Origin of the sequence: Marinobacter azerbaijanicus (genome assembly GCF_030250645.1) — a bacterium.
Lineage (GTDB): Bacteria > Pseudomonadota > Gammaproteobacteria > Pseudomonadales > Oleiphilaceae > Marinobacter > Marinobacter azerbaijanicus.
Window position 1 is genome coordinate 189193 of the sequence record NZ_JASSVS010000008.1, and the last position, 12504, is coordinate 201696.

General features: G+C 53.9%; 19 protein-coding genes. 3 read left to right on the top strand and 16 right to left on the bottom strand.

Translation table 11 applies throughout. The features are described 5' to 3' along the window. Window positions 1-20 precede the first annotated feature (20 nt). Window positions 21-398, top strand: a complete 378-nt coding sequence (locus QPM17_RS16095; protein WP_285391899.1) for a hypothetical protein — start codon at window positions 21-23, stop codon at window positions 396-398. A 329-nt stretch (window positions 399-727) separates the two neighbouring features. Then, window positions 728-1516 carry a Crp/Fnr family transcriptional regulator gene (locus tag QPM17_RS16100; RefSeq protein WP_285391901.1) on the top strand — a complete coding sequence of 263 codons (789 nt, stop codon included), beginning with the start codon at window positions 728-730 and terminating at the stop codon, window positions 1514-1516. Window positions 1517-1605: 89 nt separating this feature from the next. Here the strand turns inward: QPM17_RS16100 and QPM17_RS16105 are convergent, their stop codons facing one another. The 7 genes from QPM17_RS16105 to QPM17_RS16135 form a co-directional block, all read right to left on the bottom strand. After that, window positions 1606-2934, bottom strand: a complete 1329-nt coding sequence (locus QPM17_RS16105; RefSeq protein WP_285391903.1) for a sensor domain-containing diguanylate cyclase — start codon at window positions 2932-2934, stop codon at window positions 1606-1608. 102 nt (window positions 2935-3036) lie between these two features. Further along, window positions 3037-4035, bottom strand: a complete 999-nt coding sequence (locus QPM17_RS16110) for a Gfo/Idh/MocA family protein (RefSeq protein ID WP_285391905.1) — start codon at window positions 4033-4035, stop codon at window positions 3037-3039. 37 nt (window positions 4036-4072) lie between these two features. Continuing rightward, the gene (locus tag QPM17_RS16115) at window positions 4073-4528 is read right to left on the bottom strand and encodes a methyltransferase family protein (protein WP_285391910.1); all 456 of its coding nucleotides are present in this window, start codon (window positions 4526-4528) and stop codon (window positions 4073-4075) included. A gap of 5 nt (window positions 4529-4533) precedes the next feature. Continuing rightward, entirely contained in the window at window positions 4534-4662 is a 129-nt protein-coding gene (locus QPM17_RS16120; protein ID WP_285391912.1) for a DUF2798 domain-containing protein, read from the bottom strand. 66 nt (window positions 4663-4728) lie between these two features. Beyond that, window positions 4729-4950 (bottom strand): hypothetical protein, encoded by a 222-nt coding sequence (locus QPM17_RS16125; RefSeq protein ID WP_285391914.1) that lies wholly within the window; start codon window positions 4948-4950, stop codon window positions 4729-4731. Between the two features lie 24 nt (window positions 4951-4974). After that, window positions 4975-5421 (bottom strand): phosphate-starvation-inducible protein PsiE, encoded by a 447-nt coding sequence (locus QPM17_RS16130; protein WP_285391916.1) that lies wholly within the window; start codon window positions 5419-5421, stop codon window positions 4975-4977. 130 nt (window positions 5422-5551) lie between these two features. Continuing rightward, a complete protein-coding gene (locus QPM17_RS16135; protein WP_285391919.1) occupies window positions 5552-5818 on the bottom strand; it encodes a DksA/TraR family C4-type zinc finger protein in 267 nt (88 codons plus the stop codon). Between the two features lie 109 nt (window positions 5819-5927). Here QPM17_RS16135 and QPM17_RS16140 point away from each other — a divergent pair, with 109 nt between their 5' ends. Further along, window positions 5928-6257, top strand: a complete 330-nt coding sequence (locus tag QPM17_RS16140) for a thioredoxin family protein (protein WP_285391921.1) — start codon at window positions 5928-5930, stop codon at window positions 6255-6257. Between the two features lie 134 nt (window positions 6258-6391). Here the strand turns inward: QPM17_RS16140 and QPM17_RS16145 are convergent, their stop codons facing one another. From QPM17_RS16145 to QPM17_RS16185, 9 genes are all read right to left on the bottom strand, one after another. Then, a complete protein-coding gene (locus QPM17_RS16145) occupies window positions 6392-7246 on the bottom strand; it encodes a GGDEF domain-containing protein (RefSeq protein ID WP_285391923.1) in 855 nt (284 codons plus the stop codon). A 166-nt stretch (window positions 7247-7412) separates the two neighbouring features. Further along, on the bottom strand, window positions 7413-8627 hold the full coding sequence (locus tag QPM17_RS16150; RefSeq protein ID WP_285391925.1) for a serine hydrolase domain-containing protein: 1215 nt from the start codon (window positions 8625-8627) through the stop codon (window positions 7413-7415). A 5-nt stretch (window positions 8628-8632) separates the two neighbouring features. Beyond that, window positions 8633-9172 carry a CPBP family glutamic-type intramembrane protease gene (locus QPM17_RS16155; RefSeq protein ID WP_285391927.1) on the bottom strand — a complete coding sequence of 180 codons (540 nt, stop codon included), beginning with the start codon at window positions 9170-9172 and terminating at the stop codon, window positions 8633-8635. Window positions 9173-9268: 96 nt separating this feature from the next. Next, entirely contained in the window at window positions 9269-9748 is a 480-nt protein-coding gene (locus QPM17_RS16160; protein WP_285391929.1) for an acyl-CoA thioesterase, read from the bottom strand. 89 nt (window positions 9749-9837) lie between these two features. Then, a complete protein-coding gene (locus tag QPM17_RS16165) occupies window positions 9838-10404 on the bottom strand; it encodes a hypothetical protein (protein ID WP_285391931.1) in 567 nt (188 codons plus the stop codon). Window positions 10405-10502: 98 nt separating this feature from the next. Next, window positions 10503-10769 carry a DksA/TraR family C4-type zinc finger protein gene (locus QPM17_RS16170; protein ID WP_285391933.1) on the bottom strand — a complete coding sequence of 89 codons (267 nt, stop codon included), beginning with the start codon at window positions 10767-10769 and terminating at the stop codon, window positions 10503-10505. 116 nt (window positions 10770-10885) lie between these two features. Further along, window positions 10886-11383: a hypothetical protein gene (locus QPM17_RS16175; RefSeq protein WP_285391935.1), complete on the bottom strand. Its 498-nt coding sequence runs from the start codon at window positions 11381-11383 to the stop codon at window positions 10886-10888. Between the two features lies 1 nt (window position 11384). Further along, window positions 11385-11705, bottom strand: coding sequence for a hypothetical protein (locus QPM17_RS16180; protein ID WP_285391937.1), 321 nt, complete (start codon window positions 11703-11705; stop codon window positions 11385-11387). 201 nt (window positions 11706-11906) lie between these two features. Beyond that, on the bottom strand, window positions 11907-12254 hold the full coding sequence (locus QPM17_RS16185) for a hypothetical protein (protein WP_285391939.1): 348 nt from the start codon (window positions 12252-12254) through the stop codon (window positions 11907-11909). Window positions 12255-12504: the final 250 nt, after the last annotated feature.

The window sequence follows — 12504 nt, forward strand, 5'->3', positions numbered from 1 at the left end:
GATTAGAGAAGGGTGGGTATATGAGTATCCTGGCTGGCATCTGGATGGATCATCGGAAGGCTGTCACGGTCATCCTGGGAAGTGAGAACCTGGATATGTCTATTATCGAGTCAAATGAAGAGTCAGTGTCTGAAACCTTAGAGAGGCCGCGGCGAATGGCCCCTCACGCTCGTCACGATGTCGAAATAAATCGGTATTTCGATAAAATTTTGCGACGCATCAAAGCGGCTGATGAACTTGTGCTTATCGGACCTGGCGAAGCGAAGAGACAGTTCATTAGCTTCCTCATGCTGCAGCGCTCGGCGATTAAACTGCGGGAATGCATGCCTGTTGGCTGTATGACCAACAGCGAAGTCGCCCAACATGTCTGTCGGGTTTTCAATCGCTCTTATTACTGAAAGGGTAGCGACAGCGGGAGCGTAATGGATAAACCTGACCTGGCTTGACCAAAACTTGGTCTCAGTCATACTTCTGACACGATTGCTGGTGAATAGTTAGTCACGCGCATCACGGAGTTGCCCAAACAGGACTTCGCAAATCCACGCAACTTACAGTCAGTGGAAGGATTAACAGATATGTTTCGCCATATCCGTAAGCCGAACGCACTAAAAGTGACGAATTGAACAGTCGCGTCTATCCCTGGCTGGGGGAGCACGATGCACGATCGTGCAACCATTGTCGGATCCGGCATTTATGCCTGGGTAGTAGCTGCACTCGACCGCAATTGTTGCATATAGATCAGCAAATTAAACACCAGATCGTCGCCAAGAAAAATGCCACGATAATCGCGCAAAATTCTCTGTTTACCCACTGTTATATTGTCAAGGCTGGTGCTGTAAAAACCGTTTACTTGAATAACCGAGGGGATGAGAAAATCATGCGCTTCTTTTTGCCCGGGGAAGTGTTTGGTTTTGAGGGCATCCTTGAAGGCCGGAATACGTGCTCGGCTATTGCGCTGGAACGGTCGACGCTGTGCAAGATCAACTACAAAAAACTCTATGAGTTTGCAAACGAGGTTCCGATGCTCCAGGAATGGCTGTTGAGGAGTATTCTACAAGAGTTGCACAGCATGGAGGTCCTCACTCGATGGTTAAGCTACACATCAGCAGAGGAACGGGTTATAAGCTTCTTAATGGAACTGTCAGAGCGCCAGAGGCTTCGATCTCCGCACAACGGCGAATTTCACCTACCAATGTCCCGGCAAGACATTGCAAACTATCTGGGGTTAGCATTGGAAACTGTCAGCAGAGTTCTGCATCGATTGCAGCGCGCGGGTGACCTGACTGTCAGAAACAGAACGATCAACTTGCTTCAACTCGACGTTCTTCGAGAACGGGTCGCAACAGTCGAAACCTCATCGGTTCCCGATTTACAGTTGCGGTCTAACTCACTTGTCAGCCCTTTGCATGCTCCTGCTTTTGCCAAATCTCTGGACTCTAACCCGGTACTGTGGGCACTTCTAAAAAGAGGCACGATGGGCCAGGGGAGTGCCCATGACCTGATGAAGAAACTATAACTCCGAATTTAAACACCAAGCCATTGCCCTGAGCCATCTGCATAGAGTTGAACGTCAAGCAGAGAATGGCGGGTGTTTTCTCCTACCGGCTACAGCCCTGGCATTCTGTCTTCACAATTGTCTGTGTCGTTCCTCGGGCGAACGCGGTTGCGGCCTTCAGATTTTGCGGCATAAAGGCACCGATCCGCGCGATTGATGAGGTTTTCCGGGTTCTCGTCATCATCGCCCAGCACCGCCACGCCGATACTCACCGTAATGTCGATCTCACCTTGCGGGCTGTCAATTGTCAGGTCTTCAACGGCTCGACACAGCCGCTCGGCGAACCGGCAAGCCGAGCCCAGACTGGTTTCCGGTAGCAATATGGCGAACTCTTCGCCCCCCATACGTGCAAAACAGTCGTTGACACGAATTTCGGGCAACACGACCCCGACAAACTCCTTAAGTACAATGTCTCCGGTGGCGTGACCGTAACGGTCGTTGATCTGTTTGAAGTGATCCAGGTCAAGCATCAGTACGCTGAGGTGATGGCCATAACGCTTCGCGCGCCTATATTCTTCCTCAAGGGTCCCCATCAGTGTCCGTCGGTTGGCAATTCCGGTGAGTGGATCGGTTTGTGACATGTGTAGCAGCTCTTCGGTCATGCGCTGCAGTTCAGTGACGTCACGGTAGAACCAGATACGCCCCCAATAGTCTCCGTGGCACCCATGCAGGCCCCTTGAATAGCGCTCCAGTACCCGGCCATCCTTCATCTGGATATGGACTCCATGCTCCTCTTCGTCCAGAGAGCAATACAGCTCTCTGACACGCTGCACAAAGCTTACGGGATCATCGAGCTGTTCAGCGACTGACTGCAACGCCGCCTCTCCGTCCCGCGTAACCATTACTTCCTCAGGGATATCCCATATCTCCAGAAAGCGTCGGTTCCATGTCTTGATCTGGTTGTTTGCATCCACCACCAGGATGCCGTCAGTCGACTCATCCAGATAGGCGCTCATCACGGTGGATTGATAGCGTGCCTCGAGTTCAAGATGCACCTGGTTACTGATTTCGTAGGCCGTACCCAGCAACCGGTTAACTCGGCCAGTCTCATCAAAAAAGGGAACGAGGGTGGTCTGCCAGAAAGTCTCCCCGATCGGTAAATCAAGCGTTTCCTGGTAATCAGTGGCGGTCTTCTCCTCAACACAACGACGGTAGTTGGCCTTAACCCTGGCTACCATTTCGGGAGTAAGCAGCTCGTCCACACTGCGCCCGGCAACCTCGTCCAGCCTCATTCCGGTAAGCTGTTCGTGACGGGCATTGTTCGCGGCCAGAAGGAACTCATCGGCGGAGACCACATCAATCACGAAAGCCGCGACACCGAGATAATCCAACATCTTGCGTAGTTCAGCCGGGTCGCGATTGACACTGATCTCTTTCATCTCACTTACTACCCCGCTGCCACCCTTTTTTAAGCATGGCCGACCTTTGACCGTTGGGCAACCGTAAAAAGCGCGATAAGAACAGCGCAAGTATTGCCGTCGTCAGCAACGTATCGGACAAGCTGCGCTGCTGTTGAGCAAGCCCGCATCCCGGCGTACCTGATCCATAATCCGCTGGCTGGCAAGGGTGCGTTCATGGGGCATCACATCGCTTTGCGTCTTTCCCTCTGCGATGCATCTGACCACATGCCGGATCTGGTACTCAAAGCCGTTAACATCGAACGGGCAGTCCACGGTCTGAACGCTGTTGCCATAGCCCACCAGGCTGATCGTTTCCGACTCCCAGAAATTGCTGTGAATAACCAAACGCCCCTTGTTGCCAAACAGAGTCAGTTCGTTGTCGTATCTGTTTTCAAAGCTGCACAGCAGCTGGCTGGCCCTGGCACCGGGATAATGCAGCTGGATGGCACAGGTTTCATCAACCCCGGTTGGTCCGATATGAACCTGGGAAACGATGTCCTCGGGCTCAGCCTGCATGAACCATTGCGACGTGGCGACGGTGTAGATACCCATATCCAGCAAAACGCCCCCGGCCAGGTCGGGGTTCAGAAGACGGTCATGAGGATTGCGTGGCACCACAAAGCCAAAGGAAGAGCGGAGACCGCTGACCTCACCGATTCTTTCCTGGCCCAGCCAGGCGTTGGCCTGTTGATAAACCGGCAGGAACAGAGACCACATCGCTTCCATCACGAACACACCCCTGGCCCTGGCAGCCGCGAAGAGACGCTCGGAATCGGCAGCGGTGACGGTGAGAGGCTTTTCTACCAACAGGTGCTTGCCACAGGCTATCGCTGCCAGCGCCTGTTCCAGGTGGAAGTTATGCGGGGTGGCAATGTAGATGGCATCCAGGCTGTCATCCTGGTACAGCTTTGCGTAATCGGTGTAGACGGTATCGACCTGATGGCGGTCGGCAAACGCGTAAGCACGATCAGCGTTACGACTTGCAACAGCCTTGAGCGTGCCGACCCCTTCGGCTTTCATTGCGTCAGCGAACTTCTCTGCGATCCGTCCTGGCCCGATAAGGCCCCAACTGAAATCCATCATTGTCTCCGGTCAAAAAAGAGCTGCCTACAATATCCTAAAGCCAGCGACGAACCTGCTGTTCATAGGCCCGGAATTCTTCGCCGAACAACGCCCGCAGGGCCCGTTCTTCAGGAACAATCTGAAAGTGATTCATGTACAGCACAAAAAACACCACCCCCAGTAGCTCCCAGCCAGGCCCCAGAAACACACTCCAGGCCAGCAACCAGAGCGCGAACCCTACATACATCGGGTTGCGGGAATACCGGTAGATACCCGAGCGGACCAACGCCGAGCTGGCCTCGGGCGTGCGAGGGTCGACCGTGGTTCTGGCACGCAGGAAGGCCACCACGCCCAACACGGGAAACAGCGCGCCAACAACAAATATCACGATAGCGGCAACCCTGCGGAAGGTGTCGTCCATCGGCACAGGTGAAGTCGGAGCAGAAATGCCCCACATCGCAGCGCCAATGATCAGCACCAGAAGCAGGGGAGGGATCCGTTTTTCAAGCATGGGACTCAGGCCTCTTCCTTAGTATTGCTGACCCAACCCACGTTAAAAACACTGATAACCAGGGACATGATGCAGGACATCAGCAGCGACATGAAAAACGAAAATACGATTCTGTGATATTTGCGGTCAATCATTCTCTATCTCTTCAGGACATTTTCAGAGCCCGGCGTCATCTCCCGCACAGGTCTCTTGGTGCCCGTTCAATTTTTTGTGTGTTCGATGTTTTCCCGCTTGAGCTCAAGCAGACCGGCCCTGAACTCGAAGTGTTCGCCTTCCTGGAAGCGGGACTGTTTGAGCACAACCCCCTCTGAGATCGCAGAGGCGATGAAACTGCTGCCATCGCCTTTCTGAATGTTAACCGCCTCTGTGGAGGCGCAGCCGGCAACAAACAGGAACAGTGCTACTAGAACGGCTTGTTTCATTTCAACGCCAATCTCCCTGACATATCAGCGTTTAGGTATGCGAAGTATAAACATGGCGGCACCGGCGAGCAGCACAACTGCGCCGGCCTCGTAAAGAATGTTCACAGGGTTCATGTCCTTTCCCTGCAGGACGATCAGACGGGCAATAGCAGTGATCGCAATGAAGATCGGGTATATAAAGGGCGACCCTTTGCCGGTGTAGAAAACCGCGACCATGGCAATCACCTCGGTGTAGAGGAACATCAGGAGTATATCCGCCAGTTCCACCGTTCCGCTTCGGTAAACCGCCATGATCTCCATGCCGGCGGCTACAATTGTAAGTAGCGCGGTCAGGATCAGCAGCAGTTTTTCTACGACCCTGAAACCTTTCTCCGCAATCGCCTCCTCCATGTGGCTCATACCGGCAGCATCAGGTTTGATTGGCTTCTCATCCTGGATCGGCCGATCACGATCGAGCCCTGAGTCATGCATAAGTGAACCTTTTAGCGTCAAATCAATGAATTTAGAGGCTTTGTCATGACTATAGTCGTGATATGCCGCCCCGGCACGGATATTTCAGGATTAAACGGGTCCATCCTGGCCTGTCGCCACGGGTTTCATGCTAACGCAGTTGGCTGTCTTTGCTCCCACGGCGATTGATGCCGCCCGATCGGGTTTTCTGTTTTTCGAAAGCGGATTGGCACTCGACGCAAAGCCGGACACCCGGAATCGCCTTGCGGCGGGCCTCCGGAATAGGGCGGCCACACTCCTCGCATTCCGTGGCGCTCTCGCCCCGGTTCAATTGACTGCGGGCTCGCTGAACCTCATCCTCAACGCTTGCGTCAATCTGGTCCTGAACCGCACCATCACGCGACCATCCACCTGCCATAGCGCCCTCCGATATTTGACGAACCGATGCCTGGATGACTGGTTTCATAAAAAGGTACCATTTGAGCTCTTATGCTCAAACGCTGCCTGCAACTTAACGAGGAAACATCATGCCGTTTGATAGCCAATATACACCCGAAACCATCACTCCGGAGGAGGTAGCCCATAGCAAGGGCCCCCTGATGATAGAGTTCGGCACAAACTGGTGTGGCTTCTGCAAGGCAGCGCAGCCGCACATCAGGGCCGCTATGGAGCACTATCCCGGGGTTGAACACGTGAAGGTAGAGGATGGAAAAGGGCGCCGGCTGGGCCGGACGCTCCGTGTGAAGTTGTGGCCGGCCCTGGTCTTCTTTAAGGATGGGCAGGAAATCACCCGCCTGGTACGCCCTGATAACTGCGAGGATATCGAAACCGCACTGGCGCAGATTCAGAATCACTGACGACTAGTCGATAGGGCCTTTATTGATGGTGGATAAAGGAATATTCTGGACTTCCCCCGATACGCACGACACACCCCAGCCTCAAACGGAGGCCATTTCAAAGGCCTCGAGCCGGTGCAGCTCGTTAGCCAGGATTACGTACGTCGCCGTTTCAGCCGGTACATGTTGTCATCAGCATGGTTCAACAGGGTGTCGGCGTCCTCCCCGTCCGTTGGATAACAGGCCACTCCGATACTGCAGGACGGCGTTTTGATATTGCCGAATTCGGCACCAAGGGGCGCGGTCAGGGCTGCGATGATTTCCTCGACCTTTTTGGAAACGGCTTCCGCCGACTGTATGTCCGTCAACAGCACAGTGAATTCGTCGCCACCCATCCGGGCCACCGTGTCCGTTTCTCGAACGCAGCCTTCCAGCCGGCCGGCAATCATGCAGAGCACCCGATCACCCATGGCATGTCCATGGGTATCATTGATGTGCTTGAAGTCATTGAGATCCAGAAACAGCAAAGCCAGGCTGCTCTGGTGACGATGGGCTGCGCGCATGGCCGACTCGAGTCGATCATGGAACAATGATCGGTTGGTAAGCCCTGTTAATGGGTCGTGATGGGCGAGGAAACGCAGTTTCTCCTCGGCCTGCCTCAGGGCCGTCACATCCCGCGCTACACCGATCCGCACGCCATCCTCTTCGGATAAACGGGCAGACCAGAGGACGTATACAATAGTGCCATCTCTGTGGATATAACGGTTACAGAAGTCATTGTGGGGCTGGCCCTCCATAACTCGAACAATGGACGCTCGTGTGTCCGCAAGATCATCGGGATGCACATAGTCGGTGATCGGCGTGCCCACCAGCTCATCGGCACGATACCCGAGCAGTGCCTCACACGCATCGCTCACAAAGACGATCTGGTCGTCCTGATCGACCACGAAGACAGCGTCCAGCAACAAATTGGTCAGCTTGGGATAAAGCGCGTTCAGGTCAACGGGCATAGTTCAGGCGGATATGGTGGTTCATATAGGCCAAGTATAACCCAGCCGATCCAACAGGTTGTCGAAAAACTGCCTGCACCGCCGTATTGCCGATGGTCGGGAGTCAGACGTCCTTTGAATGAGTTTTTATATCGTACCTACAGTAACCACATCGTGCTGGGAACCTCTAAACCAACGCCCCATTAACAATAGCCCGCAATTCCTGGCGGATCGGGTAGGTCGACGAGGGTATCAGTTGCGTCATGAAGACCATCACCAGTTCCTCCACAGGGTCGATAAAAAAGTTGGTACTCGCCAGGCCACCCCAACCATACTCGCCGACCGACCCGTTGATCTGGGATTTGGCGACGTCAGTCTTTACCGAAAAGCCCAGACCGAAGCCACTCCCGGCATACGGTGTTTCGCTGAAAGCGCCCACAGAGAGGCCAGGCAGGTCCTGATTGCCGGGCAGATGATTGCGACGCATGAATTCCAGAGTCTTTCGGCCAATAATTCGCCGCCCGCCAAACTCGCCGCCCTGGCAGAGTGCCTGGGCAAAGTGGAAATAATCGTCAATGGTGGAAACCAGCCCGCCGCCGCCAGACAGAAACCTACTTTTGTCCCGGAAAGGGGACGTCTGCGGATCGTCCTGCAGCTTGAACTGTTCGACAGGATCGTACTGATAGCAGGCGGCGAAACGGTCAAGCTGATCGTCACGAATGTGGAAGCCGGTGTCGGGCATGGCCAATGGCTCAAAGATATGCTCGCGCAGATACTCATCAAATGGCTTATCAGCCAGCAACTGCACCAGATGCCCCAGCACATCCGTGCTGACCGAATAGTTCCAGGCGGTACCCGGTGAGAACTCCAGCGGCAGTTCTGCCAGATGAGCGACCAACGCTTCCAGTGTCATATTGCGGCTGCCATCCAGCTTCAGCTCCCGGTAGGCGGCGTCAAGGTTGGTGCGGTTCATGAACCCGTAGGTCAGGCCTGACATATGGGTAAACAGGTCGCGAATGGTCATGGTGCTGGTTGCAGGTGTGGTCAGGAAGTTGGGATAGACACCACTTTTGTAAACCCGCAGGTTCTTCCAGGCCGGAATATACTTGTGTACGGGATCATCCAGCAAAAACCGCCCCTGCTCATAGAGCTGCATCATGGCGATAGACGTAATCGGCTTGGTCATGGAATAAATGCGGAACACCGTATCCCGGCAGACCGGCTTGTTGCGCTCCACATCCATCAGCCCCTGAGCTTTCAGATAGGCAATCTCCCCACGCCGGGCGACCAGAGTCAGCGTGCCGGGCAATTTCCCCGGCTGGATATAGCGGCGGTCAAGATGGTCTTCAATGTGAGCAAGGTGGTCTGGCGAAAGGCCTGTGACCTGTTTGGATTCCGTCATAGTGATTACAACTCCAGTACAAGATTTCTGCCACCAAGAAAAAGTACCCAAACCGTTACCGCAGCCCAGTGAATAATTACCGGAACCCAGATAGACCGGGAAAGCACATAAGCGTAGCCACAGGTGACACCCATAGCGCCTACGATAACCAGAAACCATGGATTCAGGAACAGAGAAATAGCCGTGGGGTTGAACGCCAGCGCATTGAGCGGATGCCACACAACGAATATCAACGTGCTGATTGCCACACTCCAGGCAGCCTTTGCGTGCCCCGACGCCAATATGTTTCGCGGTATCAGTACGCCCCGGAAGAAGGCCTCTTCGAGCAGCGACGGGAAGACAAACAATAGGATGGGTAGCACGGGCGTGATTGGCGAATCCAGCCACCCCAATTGAAACAAACCGGCGCCGAAACCGACAGACACCGCTATGATTGCGAACACTGGCGCCAGTGCCCACGCCTTCAGCGGGGACTGAAACGGGGAGACTAGAAAACTCTGGCCAACGTTGTTACTGAGGTACTTTACAAGCTTTCTTGAAACCATAGGGTTATGAAATCAGCAAAATATATCTGTCCCGGGTTTTTCAAAGGGCGAACACTGACTTTCCTGAGAAGCTGGTTCGCGTCTCGGGCGCCGGTCTCATTTTTTATGTAGCGCCCTGTAGCGTTCCTCGAGTTCGGCACGAATTGCCCGGCGTTCCTTCCCGTTGGCAAATCGCCGGATCTGATCATCGGTACGTGGAACCAGCTGCGGCACGGCAACGGCTTTGCCGTTGTCATCAACCGCCACCATGGTAAAAAAGCAGCTGTTGCTATGGCGAACCAACTTGTCGCGGATGTTCTCGGCAACCACCTTGATGCCGATCTCCATTGAGGTGCGGCCGGTGAAGTTCACACTGGCAAGGAAGGTGACCAGCTCGCCCACGTGGATGGGTTGGAGGAACATCACCTGGTCGACGGACAGGGTAACGACATACGTCCCCGCGTAACGGCTGGCACAGGCATAGGCGACTTCGTCCAGGTACTTCAGCAGGGTGCCGCCGTGCACATTGCCGGAGAAATTGGCTTTGTCCGGCGTCATCAGAACGGTCATGCTCAGGCTTGTTGAATTGTTTTCCATGGCGTTTCTCTGGTGGTTTGCTATCCAGTATAGGTGCACGGGTGCTGGCAGGCAGGCCCTATGCATTAAACTTCCCGGTTTCTCGACGCCTAAATGTTCCCGCACAGAGCTCTTGGTGCCCGTTCAATCTTGTGTGTATGCAATGTTTTTCCGGCAACGGGTATGATCAAAAAGCCAGTCCCGGCGAAGGCAGTCGATTGGTTGATGCGGCCATGGCCAGAGGTATCCAGCCCTAGGACCGTCTTGCTGGTCACCACACCAATGAAGGGATTGCCAGGCTGCCCGGCACCGGAGGCCACGTATTCTCGCTTCAGCTCAAGCAGACCAGCCTTGAACTCGAAATCTTCTCCTTCCCGGAATCTGGATAGTTTGAGTACAGCACCCTCTGAGATCGCAGACGCGATCAAACTGTTGCCATCGCCTTTCTGAATGCTGACCGCCTCCGGCCTTGCTTCCGAAGTAAACACGTCCGGCCAGAGGATGGAGGTCAGACACACGGGCGCTGAGCCGTCCGATGGGTTGCTGCAGTTCCTGTAACAACCGACGAACGCATCCAGATTGGGCGATTGCGCAAATCCAGTGTCGTTTTCCGTCACTTCCGTGGAGGCGCAGCCCGCTAAAAACAGGAACAGTGGTATAAGAACGGCTTGCTTCATTTCAACGCCAATCTTCGAGTGGGGGTACAGCGCCAGCACAAGATCTCTGCCACCAAGAACGAGCCGACGATATCCAGACGCGGCGCACGGGATTCAGGCTAGCGCAGTTGGCTGTCCTTGCTGCCACGGCGATTAATGCCGCCTGATTGGGTTTTTTGTTTTTCCAGTACGGCCTGGCATTCGACGCAAAGCCGAACGCCCGGAATCGCGTTGCGGCGGGCTTCGGGAATAGGGCGGCCACACTCCTCACATTCCTTGGCGCTCTCGCCCCGGTTCAGCTCACTGCGGGCTCGCTGAACTTCATCCTCAACGCTTGCGTCAATCTGATCCTGAACCGCACCATCACGTGACCATCCACCTGCCATAGCGCTCTCCGATAGTTGACGAACAGATGCCTGGATGACTGATTTCCTTAAAAGGTACCCTTTGGGCCCTAGCTCTCAAACCTTGCCTTCTACTTGCCGAGGAAATATCACGATCGTTAAATGTCTTCAACGATGCGTTTGAGTGATTCGCCATCAAGGAAGTCGGAGTCAATCCTGAGCAGCTTTGCATCTTCGCCAATAACAAAAAGGAAGGCCTTGTTCCCGTGGTCGGAGTAGGCGAGGGAATAGGTATCCTGCGACCAGGTAGCCACGTCTCGGCCAATGACAAAGTTCTCCTGCATGGCTTGGATCAACGTCTGATCACACTCAGCTGCAGCTGCCTCAAAAAAAACCGCCTCAAAGAATGTGCCTGAAGGGCAGCCGTAAGCCACCGTTTGATCGTCAGTCATGTCTGCGAACGCCAGAAATTGTTTACCGGGTTCATCACCATACCGAAATATCAGCATGTTCTGACTGTCGCCAATGTCACCAACAACGGTGAAGCCTGTCGGAATATTGAATCTCAAGCCGGAATAAACGAGTTCGACGTGATCACCAGCCTGAACTCCGAAAGACAGACTCAAAGCAACCGCTACCAATCCAATCTTGAACATATCAAATTCCCTTTAGTGCCATGTGGATTTCAGAGCGGAAGTTCTGGCTCACTTGCAGCTTGCAAATGTAGTAAGTCTGGCTGTTACCGGCAGCAATGTTCTTACCGATGCCAGCCACTTGCTTCACGATATAGGAAAGTCCTGGCTTGCCGCCGCTCGGCCTGGGAACCAGGTCCATGGAAGCTGAGCACGATTGAGACTCGATCACTGCGGTATAGACGACCTCAGCGGATCGCTCATTGACGGATTCAGGTGAGGCAGTGCCATCGCCCCAGAAAAAGTTGATGGCAGCAGAGACGTGCTCACGGTCACTGTGATCCATGATCCAATTCCTTTTGTGGATTGACAGGTAATGTCCTCCTGGACATTTTGCACGTTAGCAAATGATGGTTACCGGCACCAGTCGATCTGAGAGCTCAGCGCCCGTAGCATGGGTGGCGTAAGAATGGAGGCGAAGCTGCAATGCATTGCAAAATAGATCTGTCCCAGTGTCCCAAGTTGTCTGGTCGCTAGTCAAAATCCATTACGATTGATCAAGCTCTTTAATGGCATCCCGTAAACTGCTTCGGCTCCAGCTACTCCGCATGCGTTCAATGAGCTTTTCTGCATCGTACTCAAAATCGACCGCTATAGCCGACCGCTCTCCTTCCAAAAAGTATTCAGCAGTCAATGAAGCGCCTAGAATCGGAGACTCACGCAGCGCTTTGGCCAACTTTACTCGGTCCTCGATATCGCCCTCACCTTCAAGGTGAACATCTAGAATTTTGGATTCCTTTGGGCCAATTTCTGCGCAAGACCCTACTGACTCTCCTGAACCCCAAATCAGCTTTGGTCGGCCTTTCAGTTTTACCCAAGAAGAACCCTTGTTCAAACTGATTGCTATCTTGTCAAGAGCAAGGGCTTTGTCGGCATTATTAGAGACGGATAGCCTGACTGTGAGCTTACATTTCCGGAAAATATTCCCAGTACCCGAGACAAACGTAACAGTGCCTCTGTCCGCTTTTAGGACGAGTGGCTCACCTTCATCCGGTGGCAAGCTTTCTTTGCATATTCCGGCGAACGTGAACGCCCATTCTGGCTGAACGTGAACACCTTTTTTCTTAACGCATCACCCACCGGAG

Bases quoted from the DNA above. Each gene is read 5' to 3' on its own strand.
- QPM17_RS16175 (WP_285391935.1), bottom strand. From the start codon at position 11,383: ATGTTCAAGATTGGATTGGTAGCGGTTGCTTTGAGTCTGTCTTTCGGA.
- QPM17_RS16130 (WP_285391916.1), bottom strand. From the start codon at position 5,421: ATGCATGACTCAGGGCTCGATCGTGATCGGCCGATCCAGGATGAGAAG.
- QPM17_RS16145 (WP_285391923.1), bottom strand. From the start codon at position 7,246: ATGCCCGTTGACCTGAACGCGCTTTATCCCAAGCTGACCAATTTGTTG.
- QPM17_RS16155 (WP_285391927.1), bottom strand. From the start codon at position 9,172: ATGGTTTCAAGAAAGCTTGTAAAGTACCTCAGTAACAACGTTGGCCAG.
- QPM17_RS16095 (WP_285391899.1), top strand. From the start codon at position 21: ATGAGTATCCTGGCTGGCATCTGGATGGATCATCGGAAGGCTGTCACG.
- QPM17_RS16165 (WP_285391931.1), bottom strand. From the start codon at position 10,404: ATGAAGCAAGCCGTTCTTATACCACTGTTCCTGTTTTTAGCGGGCTGC.
- QPM17_RS16150 (WP_285391925.1), bottom strand. From the start codon at position 8,627: ATGACGGAATCCAAACAGGTCACAGGCCTTTCGCCAGACCACCTTGCT.
- QPM17_RS16105 (WP_285391903.1), bottom strand. From the start codon at position 2,934: ATGAAAGAGATCAGTGTCAATCGCGACCCGGCTGAACTACGCAAGATG.
- QPM17_RS16160 (WP_285391929.1), bottom strand. From the start codon at position 9,748: ATGGAAAACAATTCAACAAGCCTGAGCATGACCGTTCTGATGACGCCG.
- QPM17_RS16135 (WP_285391919.1), bottom strand. From the start codon at position 5,818: ATGGCAGGTGGATGGTCGCGTGATGGTGCGGTTCAGGACCAGATTGAC.
- QPM17_RS16110 (WP_285391905.1), bottom strand. From the start codon at position 4,035: ATGGATTTCAGTTGGGGCCTTATCGGGCCAGGACGGATCGCAGAGAAG.
- QPM17_RS16120 (WP_285391912.1), bottom strand. From the start codon at position 4,662: ATGATTGACCGCAAATATCACAGAATCGTATTTTCGTTTTTCATGTCG.
- QPM17_RS16180 (WP_285391937.1), bottom strand. From the start codon at position 11,705: ATGGATCACAGTGACCGTGAGCACGTCTCTGCTGCCATCAACTTTTTC.
- QPM17_RS16140 (WP_285391921.1), top strand. From the start codon at position 5,928: ATGCCGTTTGATAGCCAATATACACCCGAAACCATCACTCCGGAGGAG.
- QPM17_RS16170 (WP_285391933.1), bottom strand. From the start codon at position 10,769: ATGGCAGGTGGATGGTCACGTGATGGTGCGGTTCAGGATCAGATTGAC.
- QPM17_RS16115 (WP_285391910.1), bottom strand. From the start codon at position 4,528: ATGCTTGAAAAACGGATCCCTCCCCTGCTTCTGGTGCTGATCATTGGC.
- QPM17_RS16125 (WP_285391914.1), bottom strand. From the start codon at position 4,950: ATGAAACAAGCCGTTCTAGTAGCACTGTTCCTGTTTGTTGCCGGCTGC.